Origin of the sequence: Roseovarius bejariae (genome assembly GCF_009669325.1) — a bacterium.
In the GTDB taxonomy this organism is placed as follows: Bacteria; Pseudomonadota; Alphaproteobacteria; order Rhodobacterales; family Rhodobacteraceae; genus Roseovarius; species Roseovarius bejariae.
Genome location: NZ_SZWE01000001.1, coordinates 1,650,753 through 1,675,538, shown reverse-complemented (window position 1 = coordinate 1,675,538; position 24,786 = coordinate 1,650,753). Strand labels below are relative to the sequence as shown.

The window sequence follows — 24,786 nt, the reverse complement described above, 5'->3', positions numbered from 1 at the left end:
GATCGGTCCGCGGCGTTTGAGTGACAAATGCGACGCGGCGCGACTACGATCGGAAACCTGCGGCGTTGCCGGCTAACCCCGCATTTCCCGTTGCATGACGTCTACGAAGGCTTTGACCCGCGTTTTCCTGAAGGCCGATGGCAAGTGGATGCTTTGTATGGGAAGCGAATGTACGTGGGTGTTTGGGAAAAGTTCAACCAAGCGGCCGGTGCCTAGGTCGTCTGCCAGAAAAATGTCGGGGCAGGTGAAAATCCCCATGCCTGCCCGGGTCGGCTCAAGGCAGGCAGAGGGGCTATTGGCAAGAAACGGGCCAGAGACCGGCACCTGAAAGGTCTGGCCCTCCATCCTGAAAGACCATCGATTGGGATCGGGGCTGTTGGTGTCACGGATGCAGATATGCTCGCTAAGGTCCGCAGGGTGGTTCGGCGTTCCATGCGCCTTGAGATAGGCCGGGGCGGCGACCACCTTCATTCTGGTTTCGCCCAGCTTTCGCACGATCAGGCTGGAATCGTTCAGGTGGCCAATGCGGATGGCCACGTCAAAGCCCCCTTTTGCCAAATCCTCGTAGCGGTCGGACAAGGCCAGTTCGACCGTGACATTCGGGTGTTGCTCAGCAAAGCGGCGGGCGGCGCGGGCCACCGTGGTTTCGCCGTAGGTGGTCGGTGCCGCGATCCGGATCACGCCTTTCAGGCCGTCGGCGGCGTCGAATTCGTTCTCCAGTTGCTCCAACTCGGCCAGAACCCGGCGCGCGCCTTCAAGGTATCGCACGCCCTCATGGGTCAACGACAGTGAGCGCGTCGTACGGTGCAACAGGGCCATACCGATGTCTTGTTCCAGCTGCGCCACCCGTTTGCTGACCAGTTTGTTCGATATACCCAACCGCCGCCCCGCCGACACGAAAGAGCCGGTCTCGACAACAGCGACGAAGCTTTGCATGCCTGCCAATCGGTCCACTTCATTATCTCCAAAATTGCGATATACATTCACGAATATCGCTATTTTATGGTGTAATGGCCATGGCTAAATACCCTGCAAGCACACAGACAGGAGGCCGCAAGATGGCAACTTCAGATGCACCGATTTCAATCGGCCGGGTCGTTTTGACCGTTCGGGACTTGGCCAAGATGACCGAATACTATGAGAAAGTGATCGGGCTTGGCCTGATCGAACGCGATGGCGAAACCGCCCTGTTGGGGGCGAATGGCCGGGTTTTGATCGAGCTGCGCCAGGACCGCGCAGCGAAACCGGCCCCGGCGGAAGCGGGGCTGTTTCATACCGCCTTTCTTTTGCCGTCGCGTGGTGCGCTGGGCGCATGGCTTGGCAACCTCTCCGATCTTGGAGGGCGGCTAGATGGTGCATCGCACCACGGCGTTAGCGAGGCGCTTTATCTCAATGACCCTGAAGGCAACGGGATCGAAGTGTACCGCGACCTGCCGCGTGACACGTGGGTCCGTGATGGCGACCGGATTGAAATGGTCACAAAGCCCTTGGATTTGCAGGCCCTTCGGCGCGATGCAGACCGCTGGAATGGCGCGCCCGAGGATACGGTCATCGGGCATGTCCACTTGCGTGTCGGTGACGTGGCACAGGCGGCCGAGTTCATTCGCGGCCAGATCGGTATGACCCAAACCTTCGAGGTGCCTGCCGCGCGCTGGTTCGGGTCGGGCGGGTATCACCACCATCTTGCCGCCAACGAATGGCAGTCAAAAGGGGCTGGCCCACGCTCGGACGGGGCCGCAGGGTTGGCCAGTGTCGAGCTTTTGGCCGAATCGGGCGCGCTCGGCTCGGGTACCCTTGTCGACCCTTGGGGCACGGAGTTCAGGATCACCACCGTTTGATGCCAGCGCGGCGCTTGTGCCGCCCACTGGAACCTTTGTGACACCTGCGCTATGCCGCCAGTGCATCGCAACACTGAGGTCTTCATGCATATTGTCACCTTGATCGCGCCGCCGGGCGGGCTTGAAACCGTTCTTGTCGAAAACCTGCGTAACGCATGGGGTGGGGCCGAGGCGCTTTGGCTGTCCCGTGGTGAGGCGGCTGAATTCGCCGTAGAGGAAACGCCCGGCAACCTGTGGAAGGTTTGGGACGAGTTGCAGGGGCAGGGCGTCGATCTGGTGGTCCAGCCCGAGGAAGGGCGACGCAAGCGAATGTTGTTGGCCGACATGGACAGCACCATGATCCAGCAGGAATGCATTGATGAACTGGCCGATATGGCGGGCGTCGGCGCGCATGTGAAAGAGATCACGGCACGGGCGATGAACGGCGAGTTGGATTTCGAAGGCGCGCTTTTGGAACGTGTCGCGCTGCTCAAAGGGTTGGATGCGGGCGTGATCGATCAGGTTCTGGCCGAGCGGATCACGTACATACCCGGTGGCAAGACCCTTCTGGCCACCATGCGCGCGCAGTCGGGGCATTGCGTTCTGGTCTCGGGCGGGTTCACCGCCTTCACCGCCAAGGTGGCCGCCGATCTGGGCTTCCACGAGAACCGCGCCAATACGCTGTTGGTTCAGGATGGCGCTCTGACCGGCGATGTTGCGCGCCCGATCCTTGGCCGCGAGGCCAAGGTGGCCGCGCTGGAGGAGGTCACGGCGCGGCTTGGTATTTCCGAGTCCGATGTCATCGCCGTGGGCGATGGGGCCAATGACCTTGGCATGTTGGGCCGGGCGGGAACGGGCGTGGCGCTGCATGCCAAGCCCAGTGTCGCCGCGCAATGCGATGTCCGGGTGAACCACGGGGATCTGACGGCGCTGCTATACGTACAAGGCTACCGGCGCGAGGAGTTCGTGACGGAGTGAGCGGCCGGGGCGCAGGGCAAGCTCCGGCGCACAGGCCGAACAGCGACACTCCGCCTCATACACATTCCGAATTCAGAATGTAATATATTCTCAAATCGGAATGTGAAAGGAGCCTGCCATGGCTACAGGTCAACGCCCCGCCGACAGTTATTCACCGCTTTACTTCCTTGCCTCGCTCGGGGCCGGGGGGTTGGTCGTGACCTTTTTCATGTACCTGCTGTTCTGGGTGCCGCACCCGGGCCGCCCCGTCCCGGTGTTCGAGGACGTTCTTGCCGCCTTCAGCGGCGGAAGCCCCGCGTTGCAGGCGGCCATCGTCGTGGCATGGGCGGGCATTGCCGTGATGGCGTTCCTCAACATCAAGTCCCTGATCTGGAACATCACCGCGCTGCGCCGCTTCATGAAGACCCAAGGCTATAGCGATTTGCGCCAAACCAATGGTGAAACCACCCTGCTGGCCGCGCCTCTGGCCGGGGCCATGACGATCAACGTGGGTTTCATCGTCGGGCTGATCTTCGTGCCGGGACTTTGGGGGATCGTTGAGTATCTCTTTCCCATGGCCCTTCTGGCCTTTTTCGCGCTTGGCATCTGGGCCTTCCGCCTGATCGGGCATTTCCTTGGCCGGGTTCTGACCGCGGGGGGCGTTTTCGATGTCACCGCGCATAACTCTTTCGCGCAACTGCTGCCCGCCTTCGCGATTTCCATGGTGGGCGTGGGCCTTGCCGCGCCCGCGGCCATGAGCACCAATACCGTCACCGTGGGCATCAGCCTTGTGCTGTCCACCTTCTTCGGGATCACCGCGATCATCTACACGCTGGTTGCCGCGATCACCGGGTTCAATTCGATGCTCCACCACGGCACCGCGAAAGAGGCCGCGCCGACCCTGATGGTCGTCGTCCCCATCGTTACCGTGCTGGGCATCCTTTTCATGCGGCAGAACCACGGGCTGCACGTGGCCTTTGACGCGCACGGCACGCCCGGTGAAACGCTGGTGTTCCTTGCCCGCCTGCTGACCATCGAGGTGTTGTTCCTGCTGCTTGGCCTGCTGGTGCTGAAACGCCAAGGGTACATGGCCGAGTTCGTGATGGGTGAGAAAACTTCGCCCGGGTCCTATGCCCTGATCTGCCCCGGCGTGGCCTTTGCCGTGATGATGCATTTCTTCATCAACAAGGGGCTGGTGGGGGCCGGTGTGATCGACAAGTTCGGTGTTGCCTACTGGGGGCTGACCGGCATCGCCATCGCCTCGCAGGTCACAATGATCTGGCTGATGCTGCACCTCAATCGGCGCCACTTCGGACGGCCCGCGGCACCGCAAGCGACGGCTCGCGCCTGACGCGGGTAGGCCGCGCCACACCGGCGCGGCCTTTTCATTCGCGGCCTACGGCATATGCTGGCCCCAAGCATGATGCGAAAGGCCAAGCCCATGATCCTCAACATCGCTTTGATTCTCGCCGCCCAGCTTCTGGGCGAAGTTCTGGCCCGCCTGTTGGCGCTGCCGATCCCCGGACCGGTGATCGGCATGTCCCTTTTGCTGGCGGGGTTCATGGCCAGCAAACCGCTGGCCGAGCGCATCCTGCCCACGTCGCAGGGCATTCTTGCACATCTGTCGCTGCTATTCGTGCCTGCCGGTGTCGGCGTCATTAGTCATGCCGAGGTTTTGGGCGACACGGGCCTTGCCCTCATGGCCGCGCTTGTCGGGAGTACCCTGCTGGCCCTCATCGCGGGCGCGCTGACCTTCGTGGTGCTTGGCCGTCTGACCGGCAGTCAGGAGGCGGAAAAATGACCGAGTTGCCCGACATCTGGTCTTACCTGCGCGAAGGGCCGCTTTTGTGGCTGACCGCCACGCTGATCGCTTACCTGATCGGTGATGCCCTGTTCCGGGTGTCCGGGCGTAACCCGCTGGTCAACCCGGTGCTGGTCGCCATGGCCATTCTCGGGACCGTGCTCTGGGCCACGGCGACGCCATATGCCACCTATTTCGAGGGCGCACAGTTCGTGCATTTCATGCTGGGCCCGGCCACCGTGGCCCTTGCCGGGCCGCTGTATACCAACCTGCACCACGTCCGCCGCACCCTCCTGCCCATGGCGGGGGCCTTGGTCGTGGGGTCGGTCACCGCCGTTGCCTCGGCGCTCTGGATCGCGCAGGCGCTGGGCGTCGAGGGCGCGACGCTGGCCTCGCTTGCGCCCAAATCCACCACCGCCCCCGTGGCCATTGGTATCGCCGAGCAACTGGGCGGCCTGCCCACGCTGACTGCCGCGCTGGTGATTATCACCGGCATTATAGGTGCGGTGGTCGTCACGCCGCTGATGAATACCCTGCGCATCACCGATTGGCGCGCGCGCGGATTTTCCGTGGGCGTGGCCGCCCATGGCATCGGCACCGCCCGTGCCTTTCAGGTCAATGAAACCGCAGGCGCATTCGCGGGCATCGGCATGGGCCTCAATGCCTTGCTAACCGCCCTGATTGCGCCTTATGTCTTGGGCCTGTTCCAGTGAAAGGAAAGCGCGCGCATGACTGACGATCCCGACCGCCACGCGATGAAAATGGCCAAGAAAAAGGCCGCCCGAGACAAGATCATGGCCACCAAGACCGATGAAAAGGGCCTGATCATCGTCCACACCGGCAAGGGCAAGGGGAAATCCAGTGCCGCCTTCGGGATGATCTTCCGCTGCATCGCGCACGACATGCAATGCGCCGTGGTGCAGTTCATCAAAGGCGGGATGAGCACGGGCGAACGCGACATGATCCTGTCGAAGTTTTCCGACACCTGCGCGTTCCACACCATGGGCGAGGGCTTTACCTGGGAAACGCAGGATCGTGAACGGGATACCGAAATGGCCCAAGCCGCATGGGAGAAAGCCAAGGCGTTGATCCGCGACGAGTCCAACAAGATGGTCCTGCTGGACGAGATCAACATCGCCCTGCGTTATGATTACCTTGATATCGACGAGGTGGTGCAATTCCTCGCCGAGGAAAAACCGCACATGACCCATGTTGTCCTGACTGGCCGCAACGCCAAGGACGACCTGATCGAAATTGCCGACCTGGTGACCGAGATGGAACTGGTGAAGCACCCGTTCCGCTCCGGAATTAAGGCTCAGATCGGAGTGGAATTCTAAAAGAATTTCCCGGACTGCGCCGTCCCGCAGGAACGCACGTTTCTTGCGGGACACATCCTATGGATGAAATTTTATTTGTCAGACATTTGATTCTGTGAGACGCTTTGCCGCAGGGTGCCGCCCGTATTTCAAAAAAGGGCACCCGCTCAGGGAGGACTTTCACATGAATCTAAGACCGGACCCCACCTTTCACGCGACCCCGAAAATGGCCATGGAGGCCCCCGCCGAAACCCTGGCCTTCACATTGATGCTCAGCCCCGATGGAAGCCAACCCGATGGGGTGGCCGTGGTCGATGTCGACCCCAAGTCGAAAACCTATGGCGACATCCTTCATCAGGTGATCATGCCCAACAAGGGCGACGAATTTCACCATTTCGGTTGGAACGCCTGTTCCTCGGCCCTTAGCCCGCTGACGGGCCATGCCTTTCTGGAGCGCCGCTACCTGATCATCCCCGGCATACGTTCCAGCCGGATATATATCATCGACGTCAAAGAGCCGCTCAAGGCGAAGATTCACAAGGTCATCGAACCCGAAGAACTGTTCGAGAAAACCGGCTATTCCCGCCCGCATACAATCCATTGCGGCCCTGAAGGCATCTATGTCTCCACCCTTGGCGGCGGTGGTGAGGATGGCATGGATGGCCCGCCGGGCATCTTCATCATGGATTGCGAAACCTTCGAAATCCTTGGCCGCTACGAAATGGACCGTGGCGCACAGGACAAGCACTATGATTTCTGGTGGAACCTGCCGCGCAATTACATGGTCAGTTCCGAATGGGGCCTGCCGCCTCAGTTCGAAAACGGCATCGTCCCCGAGGATCTGCTTGCCAACAAATACGGCCACTCGATACACTTCTGGGACCTGCGCGCGCGCAAGAACGTGCAAACCATCGACCTTGGTGAAAACCACCAGATGGCGTTGGAAATCCGGCCCGCCCACGATCCGGCCAAGGATTACGGCTTTTGCGGCGTGGTGGTGGATACCACCAACCTCGAAGGTTCGATCTGGACATGGTGGCGCAAGGATGACGGCACATTCGAGGCCAAGAAAACCGTCACCATCCCGCCGCAACCGGCCGCTGCCGATGATCTGCCCGAGCTTCTCAAGGGGTTCGAGGCGGTGCCGCCGCTGGTCACCGATATCGACCTTAGCCTCGATGACAAATACCTCTATGTCGCCTGCTGGGGCACCGGCGAGATGCATCAATACGATGTCACCGACCCGATGAACCCGACACTGGCCGGCAAGGTCGAACTGGGCGGCATCGTGGCCGACACCAAACACCCCAACGGTCAGGATTTCGCCTTTGGCCCGCAGATGGTGGAGATCAGCCGCGATGGCAAACGGGTTTACTGGACCAACTCGCTCTATTCCACGTGGGACGATCAATTCTATCCCGACGACGAAGGCGGGCAGATGGTCATGGCGCATGTCGGTGAAAACGGCGGCCTGACATTGGACAAGGATTTCTACGTGAATTTCCCCAAGGGCTACCGCGCGCACCAGATCCGGCTTGAGGGGGGCGATTGTTCCACCGATAGCTTCTGCTACCCCTCGGTCTGAACCATGCTGAACGGCGTCCCGGGCGTGTCCCGGGACCTCGCGGCCAACCATGAGGCCCCGGGTTTTCCCGGGGCGGGCAGGCACATCACGAATGACAGGTGAGATTTCCAGCACGGCGGCCCTTTGGTGGGCCGTGGCCGCATCGGGCATTTACCACGGGATCAACCCCGGCATGGGCTGGCCCATGGCGGTGTCGGCCGCGTTGATGGAAAGCCGGGCAGGGGCGCTTTATCGCGCGCTTCTGGCGCTGGCGGCGGGGCATATGCTGGCCATGGTGGTTGTGCTTTTGCCCTTCTCTCTAATGGTGACGCTGGTCGAATGGCAACGCGAATTGCGCATCGGTGCGGCCTGTCTGGTGATCGGGCTGGGCCTCTACCTGCTGATCAACCGCCGCCACCCAAGGTTTCTGGCCCGGGTGCCGCCCTCACGGCTGGCGCTTTGGTCCTTCCTTGCCGCCATGGCCCATGGCGCGGGGCTGATGCTGGTGCCGATCTATCTTGGGATCTGCGCCACCATTGACCAAAGCGCAGGCCACAGCGCCGCCGCCGCCCTCATGGCGACGGATACAACCCGTGCCTTGATGGTGGCCCTGCTGCACACCCTTGCCATGGCGGTCGCGGGCGGGGCGCTGGCGATGGGTGTCTACTATTGGCTGGGCCTCACCTTCCTCAAGAAAAGCTGGTTCAACCTCGATGTGGTCTGGGCGCTCAGCCTGATTATCGTGGGTGGGATCGCCCTGCTCATCCCGCATTGAACCCCGGCGCGTAACCCGGCAAACTGCGCCCACCCAGAGCAGGAAGATCAAACATGTCCAAACACCGCGTCCTGACCGAATTCGGCATGGGGACATCGCTGCGCCGCCGCGATTACACCCAAGCGGCAAAGCGCGCCGTTCAAGATGCCCTTTGGCACAATTCCATCAACATGGCCGAACTGTTCGGCTTCGATAAATCCGCCATGCAGATCGACGTCGAAGTGGCCGTACAAAACCCCGAGGCCGTGGATTGTAACGCCGTGGCCGAGGTTTTCCCCTATGGACAAGTGACCGTCACCGCCACCCACGGCGGCCTCGACATCCCCCGCCCCGAGGGTGAGGGCAACCCCACCGTCATCGCCAATGCCGCGATCTCGGTGGCCTTCGACATGGAGCGCCTGCAATGACCCGTCGCCGCGTGATCATCGAAATGGGCATGGGCAACGACCTGCACGGGATGGATTACCAAAAGGCCGCCACCCGCGCGATTCAGGATGCGATCCGCCACTCCACCCTGCCGATCTTTTCGGCCATCGGCATGAACCACGCCCAGATGGAGGTGCAGGTCACCATCGGCGTCCAAGAGCCCGAGGCGCTGGATTGCGCGGCGCTGGCCAAAACCCTGCCACGCGGGCAGGCCAAGGTGACGGCGGTCACGGGCGGGCAAGACGTGACCAACCCCGACACCGGCGAAACCCTTGTCATCGCCACCGCGGCGGTCGAGGCCTTCCTGCCCGAGCAGACAGGAAAATGGCGTCAAACCGGGTAACTTGCCCGAACACGCCCTTGCCCCTATCATCCGGCCACTGTTTTCAGGACCGCGCACATGCCATTTCAAAAAGTCACGCCCGAGAAACTCTCGACGGCCGTCACCCGCCAGATCGAAAAGCTGATCCTCCGGGGCATCCTGCGCCCGGGTGAGCGTCTGCCCTCCGAACGGGAACTGGCCGAGAAACTGGGCGTGTCGCGCCCCTCCCTGCGCGAGGCGGTGGCGGAATTGCAGGACAAGGGCCTGCTGACCAGCCGCGCAGGCGCGGGTATCTTCGTGGCCGATGTTCTGGGTAGTGCCTTTTCCCCCGCCCTGATCCGGCTTTTCGCCGACCACGACGAGGCGGTATTCGATTACATCGCCTTTCGCCGCGACCTTGAAGGGCTGGCCGCCGAACGGGCCGCGCGCCTTGCCTCGGATACTGACCTGCAAGTGGTGCAGGCGGTGTTCGACAAGATGGAAAACGCCCATACCAAGCGCAGCGCCAAAGCCGAGGCACAACTCGATGCCGAGTTTCACATGTCGATCATTGAGGCCAGCCATAACGTTGTCATGCTGCACATGATGCGCTCCATGTTCCAGCTATTGCAGGAGGGCGTGTTCTACAACCGTCAGGTCATGTTCAAGCAACGCACCACGCGCGGCGCGCTTCTGGATCAGCACCGGGCGATCAATGCCGCGCTTCAGGCCCGCGATGGCGAGGCCGCCCGCGCCGCCGTGATCGCGCATCTGGATTACGTGGAAAAATCCCTTGCCGATCAGCAAAAGGCAGACCGCAACGAAGCTATCGCGCTGCAACGGTTCCAGCACGAACAATCACGCTGACCCCCGGAGACACCGGGGGCCAGCCTTGGGCCGTGGGGTCACTCGATCCCCATGCAGTTGGCGTAGTAGGTCACCGTCGCGGGCCAGTCGCTGAACACGCCGGCAACGCCTGCCTCGTCATGCAGGGCGTGCAGGACGTTGAAGTAATCGGCGTCGCTGTCGGTCACATCCGTCACGGACTGGAAATACCAGCCCCCGCCATTGGTTAGCGGCCCCGACCGTTCCAGCGTCCATGCGATCAGGGTCAGACCGGCCTCGCGCGCGGCCTTGGCATAGGCCGATGCGGCGTAATCGCCACCCTTTGGCGTCACCAGCATATTGAGCGATGGGGCAAGGAAATTCACGCCTTGCGCCTTGAGCGCGGCAAAATCCTCTTGCCATGTTTCGGGGTCCTGCTCGTCAAAACCGTCATGCCATTCGACAAGGTAAACCGCCTGTTTACCGAACTCCGGTTCGTTCTCGATCCAGTACAGCACATCCTCAAGGTTGAACGACTGCGCCCAGACATCCGAGGCGGGCACGCCTGCCGCCTTGTATTCATCGATCATCTTCTGGGCATAATCTTCCTGGCTGAAGCCTTCATGCGGCATCTCGACCGAGGGGCTTTTCAGTTCCGGGGTGAACTTCGCGCCCAGATCGCGGAACAGTTCGATCGACTCGGCGTGGGTCATCAGGGTGCCGTCCTGCACCGAGTAAAGATCGGTCCGATACTTGGGGGTGCCGTCCATGTAGCCTTCGACCGTCGTGGCGCTTTTGTCGGCGGCGTCCATTTTGCCGGTCAGGGTCTTGAACTCGGCCAGCGTGACTTCCGATGTGCGGCACTCGGCCTTGGCCGCCGCATCGCCCGAGGCGGGGGTGAACGGCGTAACACAGGTGTCGGCCAGATCGCTGGCCAGAATGTCGGTGGTGGTGTGCAGGTCGTTCTGTGCATGGCGGCAGACCAGCTCGTGATCCTTGGTGAAGGTCACGTCGCATTCCAGAATGCCCGCCCCCATCCGTGCCGCCGCACGGTTCGATTCCTCGGTGTGTTCCGGGAACATCAGCGGCGCGCCCCGGTGGCCGATGGAAAACGTTGACCGTTTGGGCGTCTGGCCCAGGCAGGCCGAAAGGGTCTCTTTCAACGCGCCATCTGCCATCCGGTCAATCAGGTAGGCAGGCCGCGGCCCATAGGTAAGTTGTTCGGCTGTGGCCGCCCCGGCGAAAACCGAAAGCGCCAGAACACTTGTCGTTACGAAACGCATGGAATCATCCCTCTTGTTGGTGTGTTGGCGCACCAAACAGGCGCTTCCCAAAAACGATGTGACGGTTTGTCGAAACTTCGGTGACAGTCGAAAAGCGGCGTTCGAAAGGGTCGCATTCCGGCAAGCCATGCCAAAAGACCCGGTGCAGCCTTTCCAAAAGGAGGAAAGCCGATGAACACCCATCATCGTGACCGGCGAAAGATCGATCCGACACGGGGGGCGACGCTGGGCGACAACACCCCCAACGATGCCGACCGCGTGGAAATCGGGCCAACGCAACTGGCCTATGCGGAATGGGCGGCGGCGGGCCTGCAACTGCCCGATTTGCAGGCAATGCGTCGGTATCGCTGGGACCGTCTGACCCGGCATATCGTGGATCGCGATTATGCGGGGCTGCTGATGTTCGACCCATTGAACATCCGTTACGCCACCGACAGCACCAACATGCAGCTTTGGAACACTCATAACCCGTTCCGCGCGGTCCTGCTCTGCGCCGATGGCTACATGGTGATCTGGGATTACAAAAACTCGCCCTTCCTGTCCGAATTCAACCCGCTGGTGCGCGAGGCGCGCTCGGGCGCGGACCTCTTTTATTTCGACCGCGGCGACAAGGTGGACGTGGCCGCCGATGCGCTCTCGAATGAAATTCGCGTGCTTCTGGAAGAGCACGCGCCGGGCAACAAGCGCCTCGCGGTGGACAAGATCATGCTGCACGGGCTGCGCGCGCTTGAGGCGCAGGGGTTGGAGATCATGGAAGGTGAGGAAGTCACCGAAAAATCCCGCTCCGTCAAAGGCCCCGATGAAATCCTCGCCATGCGCTGTGCCTCGCATGCCTGCGAAGTGGCCGTACACGAGATGGAGGTATTCGCCCGCGAAAACGTGCCGCTTGGCCAGACTTCCGAGGATGACATCTGGGCCGTGCTGCATGCCGAGAACATCCGCCGGGGTGGCGAATGGATCGAAACCCGCCTGCTCACCTCCGGGCCGCGCACCAACCCTTGGTTTCAGGAATGCGGCGGGCGCATCACCCGGAACAACGAGATCATCGCCTTCGATACCGACCTCGTCGGCAGTTACGGCATCTGCGTGGACATCTCGCGCACATGGTGGATCGGTGACCGCAAACCGCGCCCCGACATGATCTATGCCATGCAGCACGCGGTCGAACACATCCAGACCAACATGCAAATGCTCAAGCCTGGCGTGAACCTCCAGGACCTCAGCCGCAACACCCACGTTCTCGACACCAAGTACCAACGCCTCAAATACGGCTGTCTTATGCACGGCGTGGGGCTCTGCGATGAATGGCCCCTCGTGGCCTACCCCGACCATATGGTCGAAGGGGCGTTTGACTATGAGCTTGAACCGGGCATGACCCTCTGTGTCGAGGCTTTGGTGGGCGAAGAGGGCGGCGATTTCTCGATCAAGCTGGAAGATCAGGTTCTGATCACCGAGGACGGTTTCGAGAACCTGACGAAATACCCGTTTGACCCGGAGCTTATGGGGTGAGCGGCGGTCCGGGCGCAGTCTGACACATCAAGACACCGCGCGATAGGGCGATGTCTCGCTTTCGGCCACGCAGACCCTGTCACGCCCGTCGTTCTTGGCCCGGTACAGCGCCGTATCCGCCCGCACAAGGGCCTCGTCCAAACGTGCCGTATCGGTCAGAACCGCCACGCCGAAACTGGCCGTCAAACGGTGCGCCTGCCCGTTCAAGTTGATCGGTGCCTCGCGCAACTTGGCACAAAGGCGTTCTGCCGCCGCCCGCGCCGCATCCAGTTCGACATCGTGCAAAAGCACGACGAATTCCTCTCCGCCAAAGCGGGCAATCAGGTCATCCTCGCGGCAGTTCCGCCTGAGGCGCATGGCAAACTGGCACAGCGCCGTATCGCCCGCCTGATGGCCGAACCTGTCATTTACCGCCTTGAAGTGGTCGATATCCACCAGCAACACCGCCTTTGGTCCGGGCGGAAGCTGCGCCACCTGTGCCTTGAAACTGGCCCGGGTCGAGGCCCCGGTCAGGCTGTCGTGATTGACCGCATGTTCCAAGGCCTGCGTCAGGCGATGGGCATCCAGCATCTGCAACCCGATATAATAGGCGATCGGAGCCGCCAGCATGGCCGCCACCGCCGAGCCGGACAGGACTGTACGCTCAAACACATCGCCGGGTTGCAGCAAGGCGCGCAACCCCAGACTTCCCAGCACCGCCAAGGCCGTGATGACCAGTGCGAACAGCGTCACGTCCCTTTTCGTTCTGAGGCGTATATGCATGGCCCCTCCAATCTCCACATCCCGCAGGATGCGGCTTGTACCGTTAACAAACCCTGCACCCCGGCGCGGAAACTATCGCCAATTCCCCTCAAGTTTTCGGTGGTTTCAACGCGATCCCGGAAGATCACCATGCCGTGACGCCATCGTCACATCACTGGCGCCAACCGGGCCAAGCCCATACCCTTGGGCCAACCACCGACACAGGAACAGGCCCATGCCAACCGAACGCTTCACCTTCACCGGCCATTCCGGCCATACCCTTGCCGCGCGGCTGGATCTGCCCGAGGGGCCGCACCTTGCCACGGCGCTTTTCGCGCATTGCTTCACCTGCTCCAAGGACATCCCCGCCGTGCGCCGCATCGCGGCGCGGCTTGCGGGTGCGGGGATCGCGGTGTTGCGCTTCGATTTCACCGGGCTGGGCCACAGCGAAGGAGAGTTCGCCAATACCTCCTTCACCTCGAATATCGAGGACCTGCACCTTGCCGCCAAGGCCCTCGCCAACCGCGATATGGCCCCCAGCCTGCTGATCGGGCACTCTCTGGGCGGGGCCGCCGTTTTGGCCGCCGCCAAACAGATCGACAGCGCCAAGGCCATCGTCACCATCGGTGCGCCGTCGGACCCGGAGCATGTCACCCACAACTTCGATGCGGCCCTCGACCGGATCGAAGCCGAAGGCCGGGCCGAAGTTTGCCTTGGCGGGCGACCCGTCACCATCGGTCAGGATTTCGTCGAAAGCGTGCGGGCCGAGACCCTGAAAGACGATATCGCGCATCTGCACCGTGCATTGCTGATCCTGCACGCCCCACGGGATGAGATCGTCGGGATCGAGAACGCGGCCGAGATTTTCACCGCCGCAAAGCATCCCAAAAGCTTCGTCACGCTGGACGAGACCGACCACCTGATCTCGAACGCCTCCGACGCCGAATACACCGCCGGGGTGATCGCCGCTTGGGCGTCCCGCTACCTCGACCTTACACCGCCCGCGCCGCCCCCCGGCGCGCCCGAAGGTATCGTGCGGGTCTCCGAGGCCGACCCCAAGGGCTTCCTCCAAGACGTCAACGCGGGGCCCGACCACCACGTTCTGGCCGATGAGCCCGAGGCCTACGGCGGCACCGATCGCGGCATGTCGCCCTATGGATTCTTGTCGGCGGGGCTGGGGGCCTGCACCTCGATGACCATCCGCATGTACGCCCGGCGCAAGGGCTGGCCCCTGCACCACGTCAGCGTCGATGTGAACCACGACAAGGTCCACGCGCAAGACGCCGACAGCCGCTCGGACGCCAAGGCCGACACTTTCACCCGCGTTGTGCGACTGGAAGGCGACCTGAGTGACGATCAACGCGCAAGGTTGATGGAGATTGCGGATAAATGCCCGGTACACCGGACCCTGGAGCGCAGTTCGACCGTGGTGACCGAGGAAGGTTGAGAGGGCCGTTTTCTTGAAAAGAAAACGGATCGAAATCTTTTCAAGATTTCGTAACCGCCCCCGGCAACCGTGGCGTCAAAACCCTGCCGAAGCAGCTTACCCTGCGATCTCGCCCAGAATATCCCGCGCCGCCTTGGCCGGGTCGGGTGCGGCCCAGACGGGGCGGCCCACCACGATATGGTCGGCCCCGTCGGCCAAGGCCTGCGCCGGGGTGGCCACCCGTTTCTGGTCGCCTAAAGCGGCGCCCGCGGGGCGTACGCCCGGGGTCACGATCAGCCGGCCCGCCGCCTCGGGCAGGGCGCGGATCATCGCCGCCTCCTGCGGGCTGGCGATTACCCCATCGGCCCCGGCCTCAAAGGCCCGGCCCGCGCGTTCCGTCACCAGATCGGGAATATCGCCCGGCTTGATAAGACCCGCATCCAGATCTGCCCGGTCCAAAGAGGTCAGGATCGTCACCGCCAAGATCTTGGTCTGGCTGCCCGCCGCCCCTTCGCGCGCCGCGCGCACCACATGCGGATCGCCATGCACCGTCAGGAAATCCAGATCGAACTGCGCCAAGCCGCGCACCGCCGCCTCGATCGTTGCGCCGATATCGAACAGCTTCATATCAAGGAAAATGCGCTTGCCATGGTCCTGCTTCAGCTCATTGGCCAGGGCCAGGCCCCCGCCGGTCAGCATCCCCAGCCCGATCTTGTAAAACCCGACAGAGTCGCCCAATTGCTCGGCCAGTTGCAGGCCCTCTAGGGCGTTGGGCACATCGAGGGCAACGATCAAACGGTCATCGGACATGGGCTGCGGGCCTTTTCAAATGCGGGTCACTCGCGGCCCTTGTCGCGGGCGGCCCGCCCTGCGTCAACCCTCTTGCGCCGCGCGGTCAAGCGCATCTTCGGCGACGGTTACGGTCGTCTGGCCGGTTCTCACCTCCGGAAAGGCCCTGATCTGGCGCATGGCGTCCTGCATCAGGCCCTCAATGATCGCGTGCCTGTCGGAATTTTCCGCCTGCTCGGTCGAGGCGGCAAGGCTCAGCCCGCCTTCATTGGTCAACAGCATGACCTTTGCCGTCCGCCGTCCGGTCTCAGGGCAGTCCGTCATCGCCGCGAATTTGACATCAACAATATGCATGGCACCTCGCCCAGAAACACAAAACCAAGAAAAACTGGACCGGGTATAGATGCCCCACAATGGTTAAATCGAGGTGAATTATCACCCCGCTTTCCCCACCTTCAGCACTCAGGCCGCAAGTCCGGGCGATGGCATGGCCGGGCCGGATGCACCGGCGCCCTGTTCACGCTCGACCATGCGCAGGCCCGCGCCAGATACGTTCCGATGCGCCGAAAGCCCCCGCCGCGTCAGGGCGCGGGCGATGGTATCGAACTCTGCCGTCAAAGGCGCGGCCATCTGCACCGGATACCGGTATGCCACCCCCGCCTCGGTCACATGAGCAAGCGCCGAAAAGCCAGGTACCTCGGGGGCATAGCGCACACGGCTCAGGGTCACTGATACATCGGTCATGGTCTGTCCTCGCAGGCCTGTGGATAACTATGTGGACAGATGGGGGTGCGCAGGGTGGCTTTTAGGGGGAATCACGAAAATGTTTTTGCAAAACCCTGCGGATGGCGGGATTTGGCCGGAGGCGTCTTGAAGATCACGCGCCTGTTACCCATGTCATTACCCGAGGTCCCCGACCGTCCCATGCCTAATATTGGGTGGGCAATCCGGGGGAACGCTTGTGAAAAGGAGAATTGCCATGGACTTCGAAAAGTTCACGGAACGGTCGCGCGGTTTCATCCAGGCCGCCCAGACCATCGCGATGCGCGAAAGCCATCAAAAACTCGCCCCCGAACACCTGCTCAAGGCGCTGCTGGACGATCCCGAAGGTCTGGCCAGCAACCTGATCAAACGCGCTGGCGGCAAGCCCGACCGCGTGACCCAGGTGCTTGACCTGGCGCTGGGCAAAATCCCGCAGGTCACCGGCGATGCGGGCCAAACCTACATGGATCAGCAAACCGGCAAGGTCCTCTCCGAGGCGCAGAAACTGGCCGACAAGGCCGGCGATAGCTTCGTGCCGGTGGAACGCATCCTGACCGCGCTGGCGGTGGTCAAATCCCCGGCCAAGGACGCGCTGGACCAAGGCGGCGTATCGGCGCAAACCCTCAACGAGGCGATCAACGACATCCGCAAGGGCCGCACCGCCGATAGCGCCTCGGCCGAGGATACCTATGAAGCGCTGGAAAAATACGCCCACGACCTCACGAAGGCCGCCGAAGAAGGCAAGATCGACCCGATCATCGGCCGCGACGACGAAATTCGCCGCGCCATGCAGGTCTTGTCGCGCCGGACCAAGAACAACCCCGTTCTCATCGGCGAGCCCGGCGTCGGTAAAACCGCGATTGCCGAGGGCCTCGCCCTGCGCATCGTCAATGGCGACGTGCCGGAATCCCTGCACAACAAGAAACTGCTGGCCCTCGACATGGGCGCGCTGATTGCCGGGGCGAAATACCGCGGTGAATTCGAAGAACGCCTCAAATCCGTGCTGAACGAGGTGACCGCCGCGGCCGGTGAAATCATCCTCTTCATCGACGAAATGCACACCCTCGTCGGGGCAGGTAAAACCGACGGCGCCATGGATGCCGCCAACCTCATCAAACCGGCGCTGGCGCGGGGGGAGCTGCACTGCATCGGCGCCACCACGCTGAATGAATACCGCAAACACGTGGAAAAAGACGCGGCCCTCGCCCGTCGCTTCCAACCGCTGATGGTCGAGGAACCCACCGTCGAAGACACCATCTCGATCCTGCGCGGCATCAAGGAGAAATACGAGCTGCACCACGGCGTGCGCATCTCGGACTCGGCGCTGGTGACAGCGGCGCAACTCTCGCATCGCTACATCACCGACCGCTTCCTGCCCGACAAGGCCATCGACCTTGTGGATGAGGCCGCCTCGCGCCTGCGCATGGAGGTGGACAGCAAACCCGAGGAACTCGACGCGCTTGACCGCGACATCCTGCAAAAGCAGATCGAGGCCGAGGCCCTGCGCAAGGAAGACGATGCCGCCTCCAAGGACCGTCTGGACAAGCTGGAAAAGGAACTGGCCGACCTGCAGGACAAATCCGCCCAGATGACCGCGCAATGGCAGGCCGAGCGCGATAAGCTCGCCTCCGCCCGCGACATCAAGGAACAACTGGATCGTGCCCGCATCGACCTTGAAAACGCCAAGCGCGCCGGCGACCTCGCCAAGGCGGGGGAGCTGTCCTATGGCGTGATCCCGCAGCTTGAAAAGCAACTGGCCGAGGCCGAAGAGGCCGAGGACAGCGACGTCATGGTCGAAGAGGCCGTGCGCCCCGAACAGATCGCAAGCGTGGTGGAACGCTGGACAGGTATCCCCACCGCCAAGATGCTGGAAGGCGAACGCGAGAAACTACTTGGCATGGAAGACAACCTGCACCGCCGGGTGATCGGACAGGATTCGGCCGTCAAGGCCGTGGCCAATGCCGTGCGCCGGGCGCGCGCGGGCCTCAATGACGAGAACCGCCCGCTGGGCTCCTTCCTCTTCCTCGGGCCGACAGGCGTCGGGAAAACCGAACTGACCAAGGCCGTGGCCGAATTCCTCTTCGACGACGACAGCGCGATGGTCCGCATCGACATGTCGGAATTCATGGAGAAACACTCGGTCGCGCGCCTGATCGGGGCGCCCCCGGGCTACGTCGGCTATGACGAAGGCGGGGTCCTGACAGAGGCCGTGCGCCGCCGCCCCTATCAGGTGGTGCTCTTCGACGAGGTGGAAAAAGCCCACCCCGAGGTCTTCAACGTGCTGCTGCAAGTGCTCGACGATGGCGTGCTGACCGATGGGCAAGGCCGCACCGTGGACTTCAAGCAGACGCTGATCATCCTGACGTCGAACCTCGGCTCACAGGCGCTCAGCCAACTGCCCGAAGGCTCGGACGCCTCGGATGCCAAGCGCGACGTGATGGATGCCGTGCGCTCGCACTTCCGGCCCGAGTTCCTCAACCGGCTGGACGAGATCGTGGTCTTCGACCGCCTGACCCGCGACCAGATGGACGGCATCGTCGATATCCAGATGGCCCGGCTGCTCAAACGTCTGGCCAGCCGCAAGATCACGCTGGAGCTGGACGATGCCGCGCGCAAATGGCTGGCCGATGAAGGATACGACCCGGTCTATGGCGCAAGGCCGCTGAAGCGGGTGATTCAGAAAGCCCTGCAAGACCCGCTGGCCGAATCGCTGTTGGCCGGGGATATCCTCGACGGCTCTACCGTGCCTGTTACCGCCGGGGGTGAGGGCCTGATCATTGGCGATCGCGTCGGCACCACCAAGCAGGACCCGCCACAAGACGCCGTGGTCCACTAACCCTCAAACCCCCGCGCCACCCCGCGCGGGGGTTTCCTTATTGAGCGCGCTTCGCGCGCGCTTGATATCTCGTCATCGGCCTCCGGCCTCTTCCTCGGGGGCCTCCGGCGGGAGTATTTGGGGAAAGATGAAAACTGGTCCTGCGCATTTCATCTTTCCATAAATACTCCGGGGGAGTCGCCCGCAGGGCGGCGGGGGCAGCGCCCCCGGCTACATCTGATCGTCGCGCAACATGCGGTAATCGCGCATCCGTTGTTGGTGCTGTTGTTCAAGGAATTCCTCGCGGCTGTTGTCGGCGTCTTCCAGGCGTTCGAAATCCCGATGGCTCACCCATGCGCCCACGGGTTCGCCGTGGCGGGTGACGAGGATACGATCCCCGGTGGTGAGGTGGTGGTCGAGGTAGGCCCGGAACCTGGTGCGGAATTCATTGCTGAGAACTTCGATGAACATGACTCTGCCTTTTGTCGTGTCGAGGCAGGGTTGCGCGAAAAGGTTAACATTGGCCATCCGCACCGTTCGATTGGCCAGTTTCGTACGACTCGTACGATTTATTCTGAAAAAGGGGCCGATTTTCGTACGAAAATGGCCCCTTCAGCGTACGACTCGTACGAAATTACCCGCCGCGCACCGTATCGATCATCAGTTGCACGTTATCGGGGTCGGCGTCGGGGGTGATGCCGTGGCCGAGATTGAAGATATGCGGCCCGTTCTTGAAGGCGTCCACGATGTGCCTGGTTTCGCGTACAAGATCGTCGCCGCCTGTAACCATATGTTTTGACGCCAGATTCCCTTGAACGCAGCCCGCGGTTTGCACATTGGCGGCCCCCCATTCGGGGCTGACCGAATCGTCCAGTGCGACACAGTCCGCCCCGGTTTTTTCGTGGAATCCTATGTACTTATCCCCGGCTTGCCGTGGGAAGGCGATGACCGGGATGTCGCCGTGGCGGGCCTTGAGTTCGGAAATGATGCGTTTCGCCGGGGCGGTCGCGTAGTTGTCGAAATCTTCACCTTTCAGCGATCCGGCCCAGCTATCGAAGAGTTTGACGCATTCCGCGCCTGCCTCGATCTGGGCCGAGAGGTATTCGATGGTGGCCTCGGTCAGGCGGTTCAGCAGTGCCTCGAAAAGCTCTTTGTTTTCAGCCTTCAGCGCATGGGCCGGGCCTTGGTCGGGCGTGCCTTGTCCGGCGATCATATAGGTCGCCACGGTCCAGGGCGCGCCGGCGAATCCGATGAGGGTGGTTTCCTTTGGCAGCGCTGCGGCAAGGTTACGCACGGTCTGGTAGATGGGGTTTAGGGTTTCGTGGATATCGGCGGCCGGTTTCAGGGCCTTGAACCCGGCCTCGTTGGTGATGGTCGAAAGACGCGGGCCTTCGCCGGTGACAAACCACAAATCCGCGCCAAGCGCCTGTGGCACCAGCAAGATGTCGGCAAAAAGGATCGCCGCGTCAAAGCCGTAGCGGCGGATCGGTTGCAGGGTGACTTCGGTGGCCAAGTCACTGTTATAGCACAAGGAAAGGAAATCGCCCGCCTCGGCGCGGGTGGCGCGGTATTCCGGCAGGTAGCGGCCTGCCTGCCGCATCATCCAGATCGGCGGTGTCTCCAGTGTTTCGCCCGCAAGGGCCCTCAGGATCGTCTTTTGCGCGGCCATGTCTTTCCTCCGTTTGCGAGGGTGGTCACCCCATGGCGACACAATGTCAAGCACCCGCCGCTTGTCAGGGGCAAGGGACAGGGCTAGACCCGTGGCATGACACGCGATTTGCCAACCCCCGACACCCCGATGAAGCTGGGCACCCGTGGTTCTCCGCTGGCGCTTGCGCAGGCCCATGAGACCCGTGACCGGCTGTCCGCCGCCTTTGACCTTCCACAGGACGCCTTTGAAATCGTTGTTATAAAAACGACGGGCGACCGGGTGATCGACCGCCCCTTGAAAGAGATCGGAGGCAAGGGTCTTTTCACCCGCGAGATCGAGGAGGCGATGCTCGGCGGTGAGATCGACATCGCGATTCACTCGATGAAAGACATGCCGGTCTTGCAGCCCGAGGGGCTGGTTCTGGATACCTACCTGCCGCGCGAGGATGTGCGCGATGCCTTTGTCTCGCCGCATGTGACCTCGCTGGCCGAGTTGGACGAGGGGGCGAAGGTGGGCACCTCGTCCTTGCGGCGCAAGGCGCAGGTTCTGGTGAAATACCCGCATCTGGAAGTGGTGGAGTTTCGCGGTAACGTCCAGACAAGGTTGAAGAAACTGGACGATGGCGTCGCCGCTTGTACCTTCCTTGCCATGGCTGGCCTCAACCGTCTGGACCGGGCCGACGTGGCCACCGCTGCGATCGCCCCCGAGGTCATGCTGCCCGCCGTGGCGCAGGGCGCCATCGGGATCGAGCGGCGGAGTGACGATACCCGCACCGCCGACATGCTCACCGCCATTCATGACGAGGTCACGGGCCAACGCCTTGCCGCCGAGCGCGCCTTTCTGGCCGCGCTTGACGGGTCCTGTGAAACCCCGATTGCCGGGTTGGCGGAGCTGGATGGCGGCACCCTGCGCCTGCGTGGCGAGGTGCTGCGCCCGGATGGGTCAGAGGCGCTCAGCGACGATCAGACCGCGCCCATCGAGGATGGGGCCGATCTTGGCCGCGAGATGGCGATGAAGCTTCTGGAACAGGCCGGCCCCGGTTTCTTCGACTGGCGCGATTAACCCTCCGGCAGGACCTTCCCGGGGTTCATGATGCCCTTTGGGTCAAGCGCCTGTTTGATGGCGCGCATGGCCTGAAGGGCGACGGGGTTCTTGTGCCGGGCCATGGCGGGTTTCTTTGTCAGGCCCACGCCATGTTCGGCCGAGAAGCTGCCGCCAAGGGCAATCGCCGTGTCATCGACCATTTCCTTGATCTGCTTGAGGGTGTCCGGGTCATCCGTGCTGGGCCAGCCCGCGAAATGCAGGTTTCCATCCCCCAGGTGGGCCACGCACATCGGGATCAAGTCCGGGTCGATCGCCTGTGATTTCCGGACGATCTGCTCAAGCAGGGTCTGGATCTGGTCAAGCGGTACGGCGATGTCATTGTCGATCAGGGGCTGGCGCAGGCGTGCCACCTCGGCCGAGGTCTCGCGCCGGGCCCACATTTCCTGTCTCTGGGTGTCCGACTGGGCCACGGCGGCATCCAGAATCGCCCCCTCTTCGAACAGGCGCCCAAGCACGTCTTCAAGGTGCCCCGTGACCGGCACGCGCCCGTCGTCACCGGGCGTGGCGTCGCGCGGCGACAGCGCGCCCACCTCGACGAGGATGTTGACCTCGTGCATCTGGTCAAAGGGCGCGCGGGCCTCGGGATAACGCTCCAGATAGGCCTCCATGAAGATGCGCGGCATGAACTCGAAGGCTTCGACCGCGCCGCCGGTTTCCCGTTGCAGGGTGTTCAGCAGAGTCAGCGCATCGTTCAGCGAGGGGGCCGCGACCATGGCCGTGGCATAGGCCATTGGCTTGGGATGCAGCTTCAGCACGGCGGCGGTGATGATCCCAAGGGTCCCTTCCGCCCCGATCAGCAGATCCCGCAGGTCGTAGCCCGAGTTGTCCTTGTGCAATTCGCTCATCAAATCAATGATTTCGCCCGTAGGCAGAACAGCCTCGACCCCAAGGCACAGATGGCGGGTATTGCCATAGCGCACCACGTTCGAGCCGCCGGCGTTCGTGGACAGCGCCCCGCCGATCATGGCCGAGCCCCGCGCGCCGAAGGTCAGCGGGAAAATCAGGTCATGGGCATCCGCCGCCGCATGGATGTTCGACAGGATCGCCCCGGCCTCGACAATCGCCACGCGGGCCTCGGGGCGCACCTCGCGAATGGCCGACATCCGATCAAGCGAGACCATCACCGCGCCCTCGGCGGTGCTGCCTTCGACAAGTCCGGTGTTGCCCGAAACCGGCACGATTGCGGTGCCCGTCCGGTTGGCCCATTGCACCACCTTTGCCACCTCCCGGGTGTTGGCAGGGCGCACCACGGCAAGCGGCGTCCAATGGGCGTGCCCCGGCCAATCGTGTGACCATGGGGCGGCATCGGCCCCTGTCTTCACGTACTCCGGCCCGAGAATGCCGCGTAAATCGTTGAGTTGGGTGTCGGTATCTGTCGCTGTCATGGGGCAAAGGATGCTTGAGCGTGCAGCAAGACACAAGTGGCATTGGACCCCCGGAAAAGGCGACCTAGATATAAACCTGAACGACGACCCACCGGAGCATGAATTGATGAACTTTTCCCGCCGTCTTTTTCTTGGTCAGGCCAGCCTTTGGGCGGGTCTTTCGACGATGCCTGCCTTCGCGGCCAACAAGGATTGGCAGTTCGACTCCATTGACGGGGGAACGCTGTCATTCTCGGATTGGGCGGGCCAACCCGTTCTTGTCGTCAATACCGCATCGCGCTGTGGCTTTACCAAGCAATACGATGGCTTGCAGGCGCTTTACGATCAGTATCGCGACCGGGGCCTTGTGGTGCTGGCGGTGCCGTCGCAGGACTTCAAGCAAGAGCTTGCCAGCGATGAGGAGGTCGCCGATTTCTGCGAGGTGAATTTCGATCTGACGTTACCGATGACGACAATCACCCATGTCCGCGGGGCAAAGGCGCATCCTTTCTACCAATGGTTGGCCGAGGCAGAAGGCTTCACCCCCGGTTGGAACTTCAACAAGGTGCTGATTGGTCCGGATGGCGGTGTGGCGGGGCTATGGGGCTCGGTCACCCGTCCACTCTCGAAATCGATTACCGGTGCCATCGAGCCGCTTTTACCCCGCAGCTGAGAAGCTTGGGAAAACCGCAATTTTGGGCCTTGACCTGACGCGCCCCCTGTCATACCTACCGCCACGGTCTGGCGGAGTAGCTCAGGTGGTTAGAGCAGCGGAATCATAATCCGCGTGTCGGGGGTTCAAGTCCCTCCTCCGCTACCACAATCCTTGAAATGCAAGTTTTCGGCGCCAACGCCAATCAGGCGTGCCCGGCATCCGCCGACAGGGCAAGCGCGCTGATTCCAAGTTTCTTGAGCGAGGCTTCCCATTTCTCGGCATCTGTCGTCTGAAAGACCAACCCGTGATCGGCCTCGCAGATCAGCCAGCCGTTTTCGGCGATCTCGGCTTCGACCTGCCCCGGTCCCCAACCAGCATAGCCAAGCGCCATCAGCGCCTTGCCCGGCCCGCGCCCTTCGGCCAGGTCCTCAAGAATATCCAGCGTCGCCGTCATGGCGAAATCCTCGTTCACGTCCAGCGTGGAGATCGACGAGTGATACCCATAGTCATGCAGGACGAACCCGCGCCCATGCTCAACCGGCCCGCCGAAATGCACCCGGATATCCCGGGTGTCGGGCGTGGCCTTGATCGAAAGCTGTTCAAGCAGGTCGCGCAGGCGAAGGTCATCCGTGGGCTTGTTGATCATCAGTCCCATGGCGCCGTCGTCCGAATGGGCGCATATGTAAATCACCGCATGGGCGAATCGCGGATCCCCCATGCCGGGCATGGCGATCAAAAGTTTGCCGGTCAGGTCGATCTGGTCAGTCACGCGAAGCCCTGTTTGCTTGGTCCATGAATAAAGAATGGGGGCAGCATGGACACAGTGCAAGCATCCTGTGCCATGCGCTCGCGACTTCTCGCTGGAAAGTGAGTTGGCATTTCAATGCAAATCCCCCATTTGAAAG

At 62.3% G+C, this 24,786-nt stretch carries 26 protein-coding genes and 1 tRNA gene; 17 read left to right on the top strand and 10 right to left on the bottom strand.

Annotated elements, in window-relative coordinates; genetic code table 11:
* Positions 1-72: 72 nt before the first annotated feature.
* A complete protein-coding gene (locus FDP25_RS08035; RefSeq protein WP_154150589.1) occupies positions 73-954 on the bottom strand; it encodes a LysR substrate-binding domain-containing protein in 882 nt (293 codons plus the stop codon).
* A 104-nt stretch (positions 955-1,058) separates the two neighbouring features.
* Here FDP25_RS08035 and FDP25_RS08030 point away from each other — a divergent pair, with 104 nt between their 5' ends.
* The 11 genes from FDP25_RS08030 to FDP25_RS07980 all read left to right on the top strand — a co-directional run bounded on the left by FDP25_RS08030 (position 1,059) and on the right by FDP25_RS07980 (position 9,824).
* A complete protein-coding gene (locus tag FDP25_RS08030; RefSeq protein ID WP_154150587.1) occupies positions 1,059-1,838 on the top strand; it encodes a VOC family protein in 780 nt (259 codons plus the stop codon).
* 84 nt (positions 1,839-1,922) lie between these two features.
* Positions 1,923-2,795 (top strand): phosphoserine phosphatase SerB, encoded by an 873-nt coding sequence (gene serB, locus FDP25_RS08025; RefSeq protein WP_154150585.1) that lies wholly within the window; start codon positions 1,923-1,925, stop codon positions 2,793-2,795.
* A 118-nt stretch (positions 2,796-2,913) separates the two neighbouring features.
* Complete coding sequence (locus FDP25_RS08020) at positions 2,914-4,125, top strand: TsoY family (seleno)protein (RefSeq protein ID WP_154150583.1); 1,212 nt, start codon at positions 2,914-2,916, stop codon at positions 4,123-4,125.
* A 90-nt stretch (positions 4,126-4,215) separates the two neighbouring features.
* Entirely contained in the window at positions 4,216-4,575 is a 360-nt protein-coding gene (locus FDP25_RS08015) for a CidA/LrgA family protein (RefSeq protein WP_154150581.1), read from the top strand.
* Complete coding sequence (locus FDP25_RS08010; RefSeq protein ID WP_154150579.1) at positions 4,572-5,288, top strand: LrgB family protein; 717 nt, start codon at positions 4,572-4,574, stop codon at positions 5,286-5,288. The genes FDP25_RS08015 and FDP25_RS08010 overlap by 4 nt, the downstream gene beginning before the upstream one ends.
* 15 nt (positions 5,289-5,303) lie before the next feature.
* On the top strand, positions 5,304-5,912 hold the full coding sequence (cobO, locus tag FDP25_RS08005; RefSeq protein WP_154150577.1) for a cob(I)yrinic acid a,c-diamide adenosyltransferase: 609 nt from the start codon (positions 5,304-5,306) through the stop codon (positions 5,910-5,912).
* A gap of 163 nt (positions 5,913-6,075) precedes the next feature.
* Positions 6,076-7,476 (top strand): selenium-binding protein SBP56-related protein, encoded by a 1,401-nt coding sequence (locus tag FDP25_RS08000; RefSeq protein ID WP_154150575.1) that lies wholly within the window; start codon positions 6,076-6,078, stop codon positions 7,474-7,476.
* 91 nt (positions 7,477-7,567) lie between these two features.
* Positions 7,568-8,230, top strand: coding sequence for a hypothetical protein (locus FDP25_RS07995; protein ID WP_154150573.1), 663 nt, complete (start codon positions 7,568-7,570; stop codon positions 8,228-8,230).
* Between the two features lie 53 nt (positions 8,231-8,283).
* Positions 8,284-8,637 carry a Lin0512 family protein gene (locus FDP25_RS07990; RefSeq protein WP_154150571.1) on the top strand — a complete coding sequence of 118 codons (354 nt, stop codon included), beginning with the start codon at positions 8,284-8,286 and terminating at the stop codon, positions 8,635-8,637.
* A complete protein-coding gene (locus tag FDP25_RS07985; protein WP_154150569.1) occupies positions 8,634-8,999 on the top strand; it encodes a Lin0512 family protein in 366 nt (121 codons plus the stop codon). Before FDP25_RS07990 ends, FDP25_RS07985 begins: the two co-directional genes overlap by 4 nt.
* Positions 9,000-9,056: 57 nt before the next feature.
* On the top strand, positions 9,057-9,824 hold the full coding sequence (locus tag FDP25_RS07980) for an FCD domain-containing protein (protein ID WP_154150567.1): 768 nt from the start codon (positions 9,057-9,059) through the stop codon (positions 9,822-9,824).
* Positions 9,825-9,862: 38 nt separating this feature from the next.
* Here the strand turns inward: FDP25_RS07980 and FDP25_RS07975 are convergent, their stop codons facing one another.
* Positions 9,863-11,065 (bottom strand): glycerophosphodiester phosphodiesterase family protein, encoded by a 1,203-nt coding sequence (locus FDP25_RS07975; RefSeq protein WP_154150565.1) that lies wholly within the window; start codon positions 11,063-11,065, stop codon positions 9,863-9,865.
* Positions 11,066-11,236: 171 nt separating this feature from the next.
* On the opposite strand from FDP25_RS07975, the gene dddP reads away from it, so the two are divergent.
* Positions 11,237-12,574 carry a dimethylsulfonioproprionate lyase DddP gene (dddP, locus tag FDP25_RS07970; RefSeq protein WP_154150563.1) on the top strand — a complete coding sequence of 446 codons (1,338 nt, stop codon included), beginning with the start codon at positions 11,237-11,239 and terminating at the stop codon, positions 12,572-12,574.
* Positions 12,575-12,601: 27 nt separating this feature from the next.
* Here the strand turns inward: dddP and FDP25_RS07965 are convergent, their stop codons facing one another.
* On the bottom strand, positions 12,602-13,306 hold the full coding sequence (locus FDP25_RS07965; RefSeq protein ID WP_172982770.1) for a diguanylate cyclase: 705 nt from the start codon (positions 13,304-13,306) through the stop codon (positions 12,602-12,604).
* Between the two features lie 244 nt (positions 13,307-13,550).
* On the opposite strand from FDP25_RS07965, the gene FDP25_RS07960 reads away from it, so the two are divergent.
* Positions 13,551-14,762, top strand: a complete 1,212-nt coding sequence (locus FDP25_RS07960) for a bifunctional alpha/beta hydrolase/OsmC family protein (protein WP_154150559.1) — start codon at positions 13,551-13,553, stop codon at positions 14,760-14,762.
* Positions 14,763-14,858: 96 nt separating this feature from the next.
* Here FDP25_RS07960 and pyrF read toward each other — a convergent pair whose 3' ends face one another.
* The 3 genes from pyrF to FDP25_RS07945 form a co-directional block, all read right to left on the bottom strand.
* On the bottom strand, positions 14,859-15,551 hold the full coding sequence (gene pyrF, locus FDP25_RS07955; protein ID WP_154150557.1) for an orotidine-5'-phosphate decarboxylase: 693 nt from the start codon (positions 15,549-15,551) through the stop codon (positions 14,859-14,861).
* A gap of 63 nt (positions 15,552-15,614) precedes the next feature.
* Positions 15,615-15,884, bottom strand: a complete 270-nt coding sequence (locus tag FDP25_RS07950) for a hypothetical protein (RefSeq protein WP_154150555.1) — start codon at positions 15,882-15,884, stop codon at positions 15,615-15,617.
* Between the two features lie 108 nt (positions 15,885-15,992).
* A complete protein-coding gene (locus tag FDP25_RS07945) occupies positions 15,993-16,274 on the bottom strand; it encodes a hypothetical protein (protein ID WP_154150553.1) in 282 nt (93 codons plus the stop codon).
* Between the two features lie 235 nt (positions 16,275-16,509).
* On the opposite strand from FDP25_RS07945, the gene clpB reads away from it, so the two are divergent.
* Positions 16,510-19,128 carry an ATP-dependent chaperone ClpB gene (clpB, locus tag FDP25_RS07940; RefSeq protein ID WP_154150551.1) on the top strand — a complete coding sequence of 873 codons (2,619 nt, stop codon included), beginning with the start codon at positions 16,510-16,512 and terminating at the stop codon, positions 19,126-19,128.
* Between the two features lie 210 nt (positions 19,129-19,338).
* Here clpB and FDP25_RS07935 read toward each other — a convergent pair whose 3' ends face one another.
* Positions 19,339-19,578 carry a type II toxin-antitoxin system Phd/YefM family antitoxin gene (locus FDP25_RS07935; RefSeq protein WP_172982769.1) on the bottom strand — a complete coding sequence of 80 codons (240 nt, stop codon included), beginning with the start codon at positions 19,576-19,578 and terminating at the stop codon, positions 19,339-19,341.
* A gap of 163 nt (positions 19,579-19,741) precedes the next feature.
* Positions 19,742-20,776, bottom strand: a complete 1,035-nt coding sequence (gene hemE / locus FDP25_RS07930; protein WP_154150548.1) for a uroporphyrinogen decarboxylase — start codon at positions 20,774-20,776, stop codon at positions 19,742-19,744.
* Positions 20,777-20,872: 96 nt separating this feature from the next.
* Here hemE and hemC point away from each other — a divergent pair, with 96 nt between their 5' ends.
* Positions 20,873-21,820, top strand: coding sequence for a hydroxymethylbilane synthase (hemC, locus tag FDP25_RS07925; protein WP_154150546.1), 948 nt, complete (start codon positions 20,873-20,875; stop codon positions 21,818-21,820).
* Here the strand turns inward: hemC and FDP25_RS07920 are convergent.
* Positions 21,817-23,247 carry an FAD-binding oxidoreductase gene (locus tag FDP25_RS07920; RefSeq protein WP_154150544.1) on the bottom strand — a complete coding sequence of 477 codons (1,431 nt, stop codon included), beginning with the start codon at positions 23,245-23,247 and terminating at the stop codon, positions 21,817-21,819. The two genes, hemC and FDP25_RS07920, sit on opposite strands and share 4 nt — an antisense overlap.
* Positions 23,248-23,413: 166 nt before the next feature.
* Here FDP25_RS07920 and FDP25_RS07915 point away from each other — a divergent pair, with 166 nt between their 5' ends.
* Together FDP25_RS07915 and FDP25_RS07910 are read left to right on the top strand one after the other, a co-directional pair.
* Entirely contained in the window at positions 23,414-23,899 is a 486-nt protein-coding gene (locus tag FDP25_RS07915) for a glutathione peroxidase (protein ID WP_246175893.1), read from the top strand.
* 70 nt (positions 23,900-23,969) lie between these two features.
* Positions 23,970-24,046: transfer RNA gene (locus FDP25_RS07910), tRNA-Met, on the top strand.
* 37 nt (positions 24,047-24,083) lie between these two features.
* Here the strand turns inward: FDP25_RS07910 and FDP25_RS07905 are convergent.
* On the bottom strand, positions 24,084-24,650 hold the full coding sequence (locus tag FDP25_RS07905) for a YqgE/AlgH family protein (RefSeq protein ID WP_343031990.1): 567 nt from the start codon (positions 24,648-24,650) through the stop codon (positions 24,084-24,086).
* Positions 24,651-24,786: the final 136 nt, after the last annotated feature.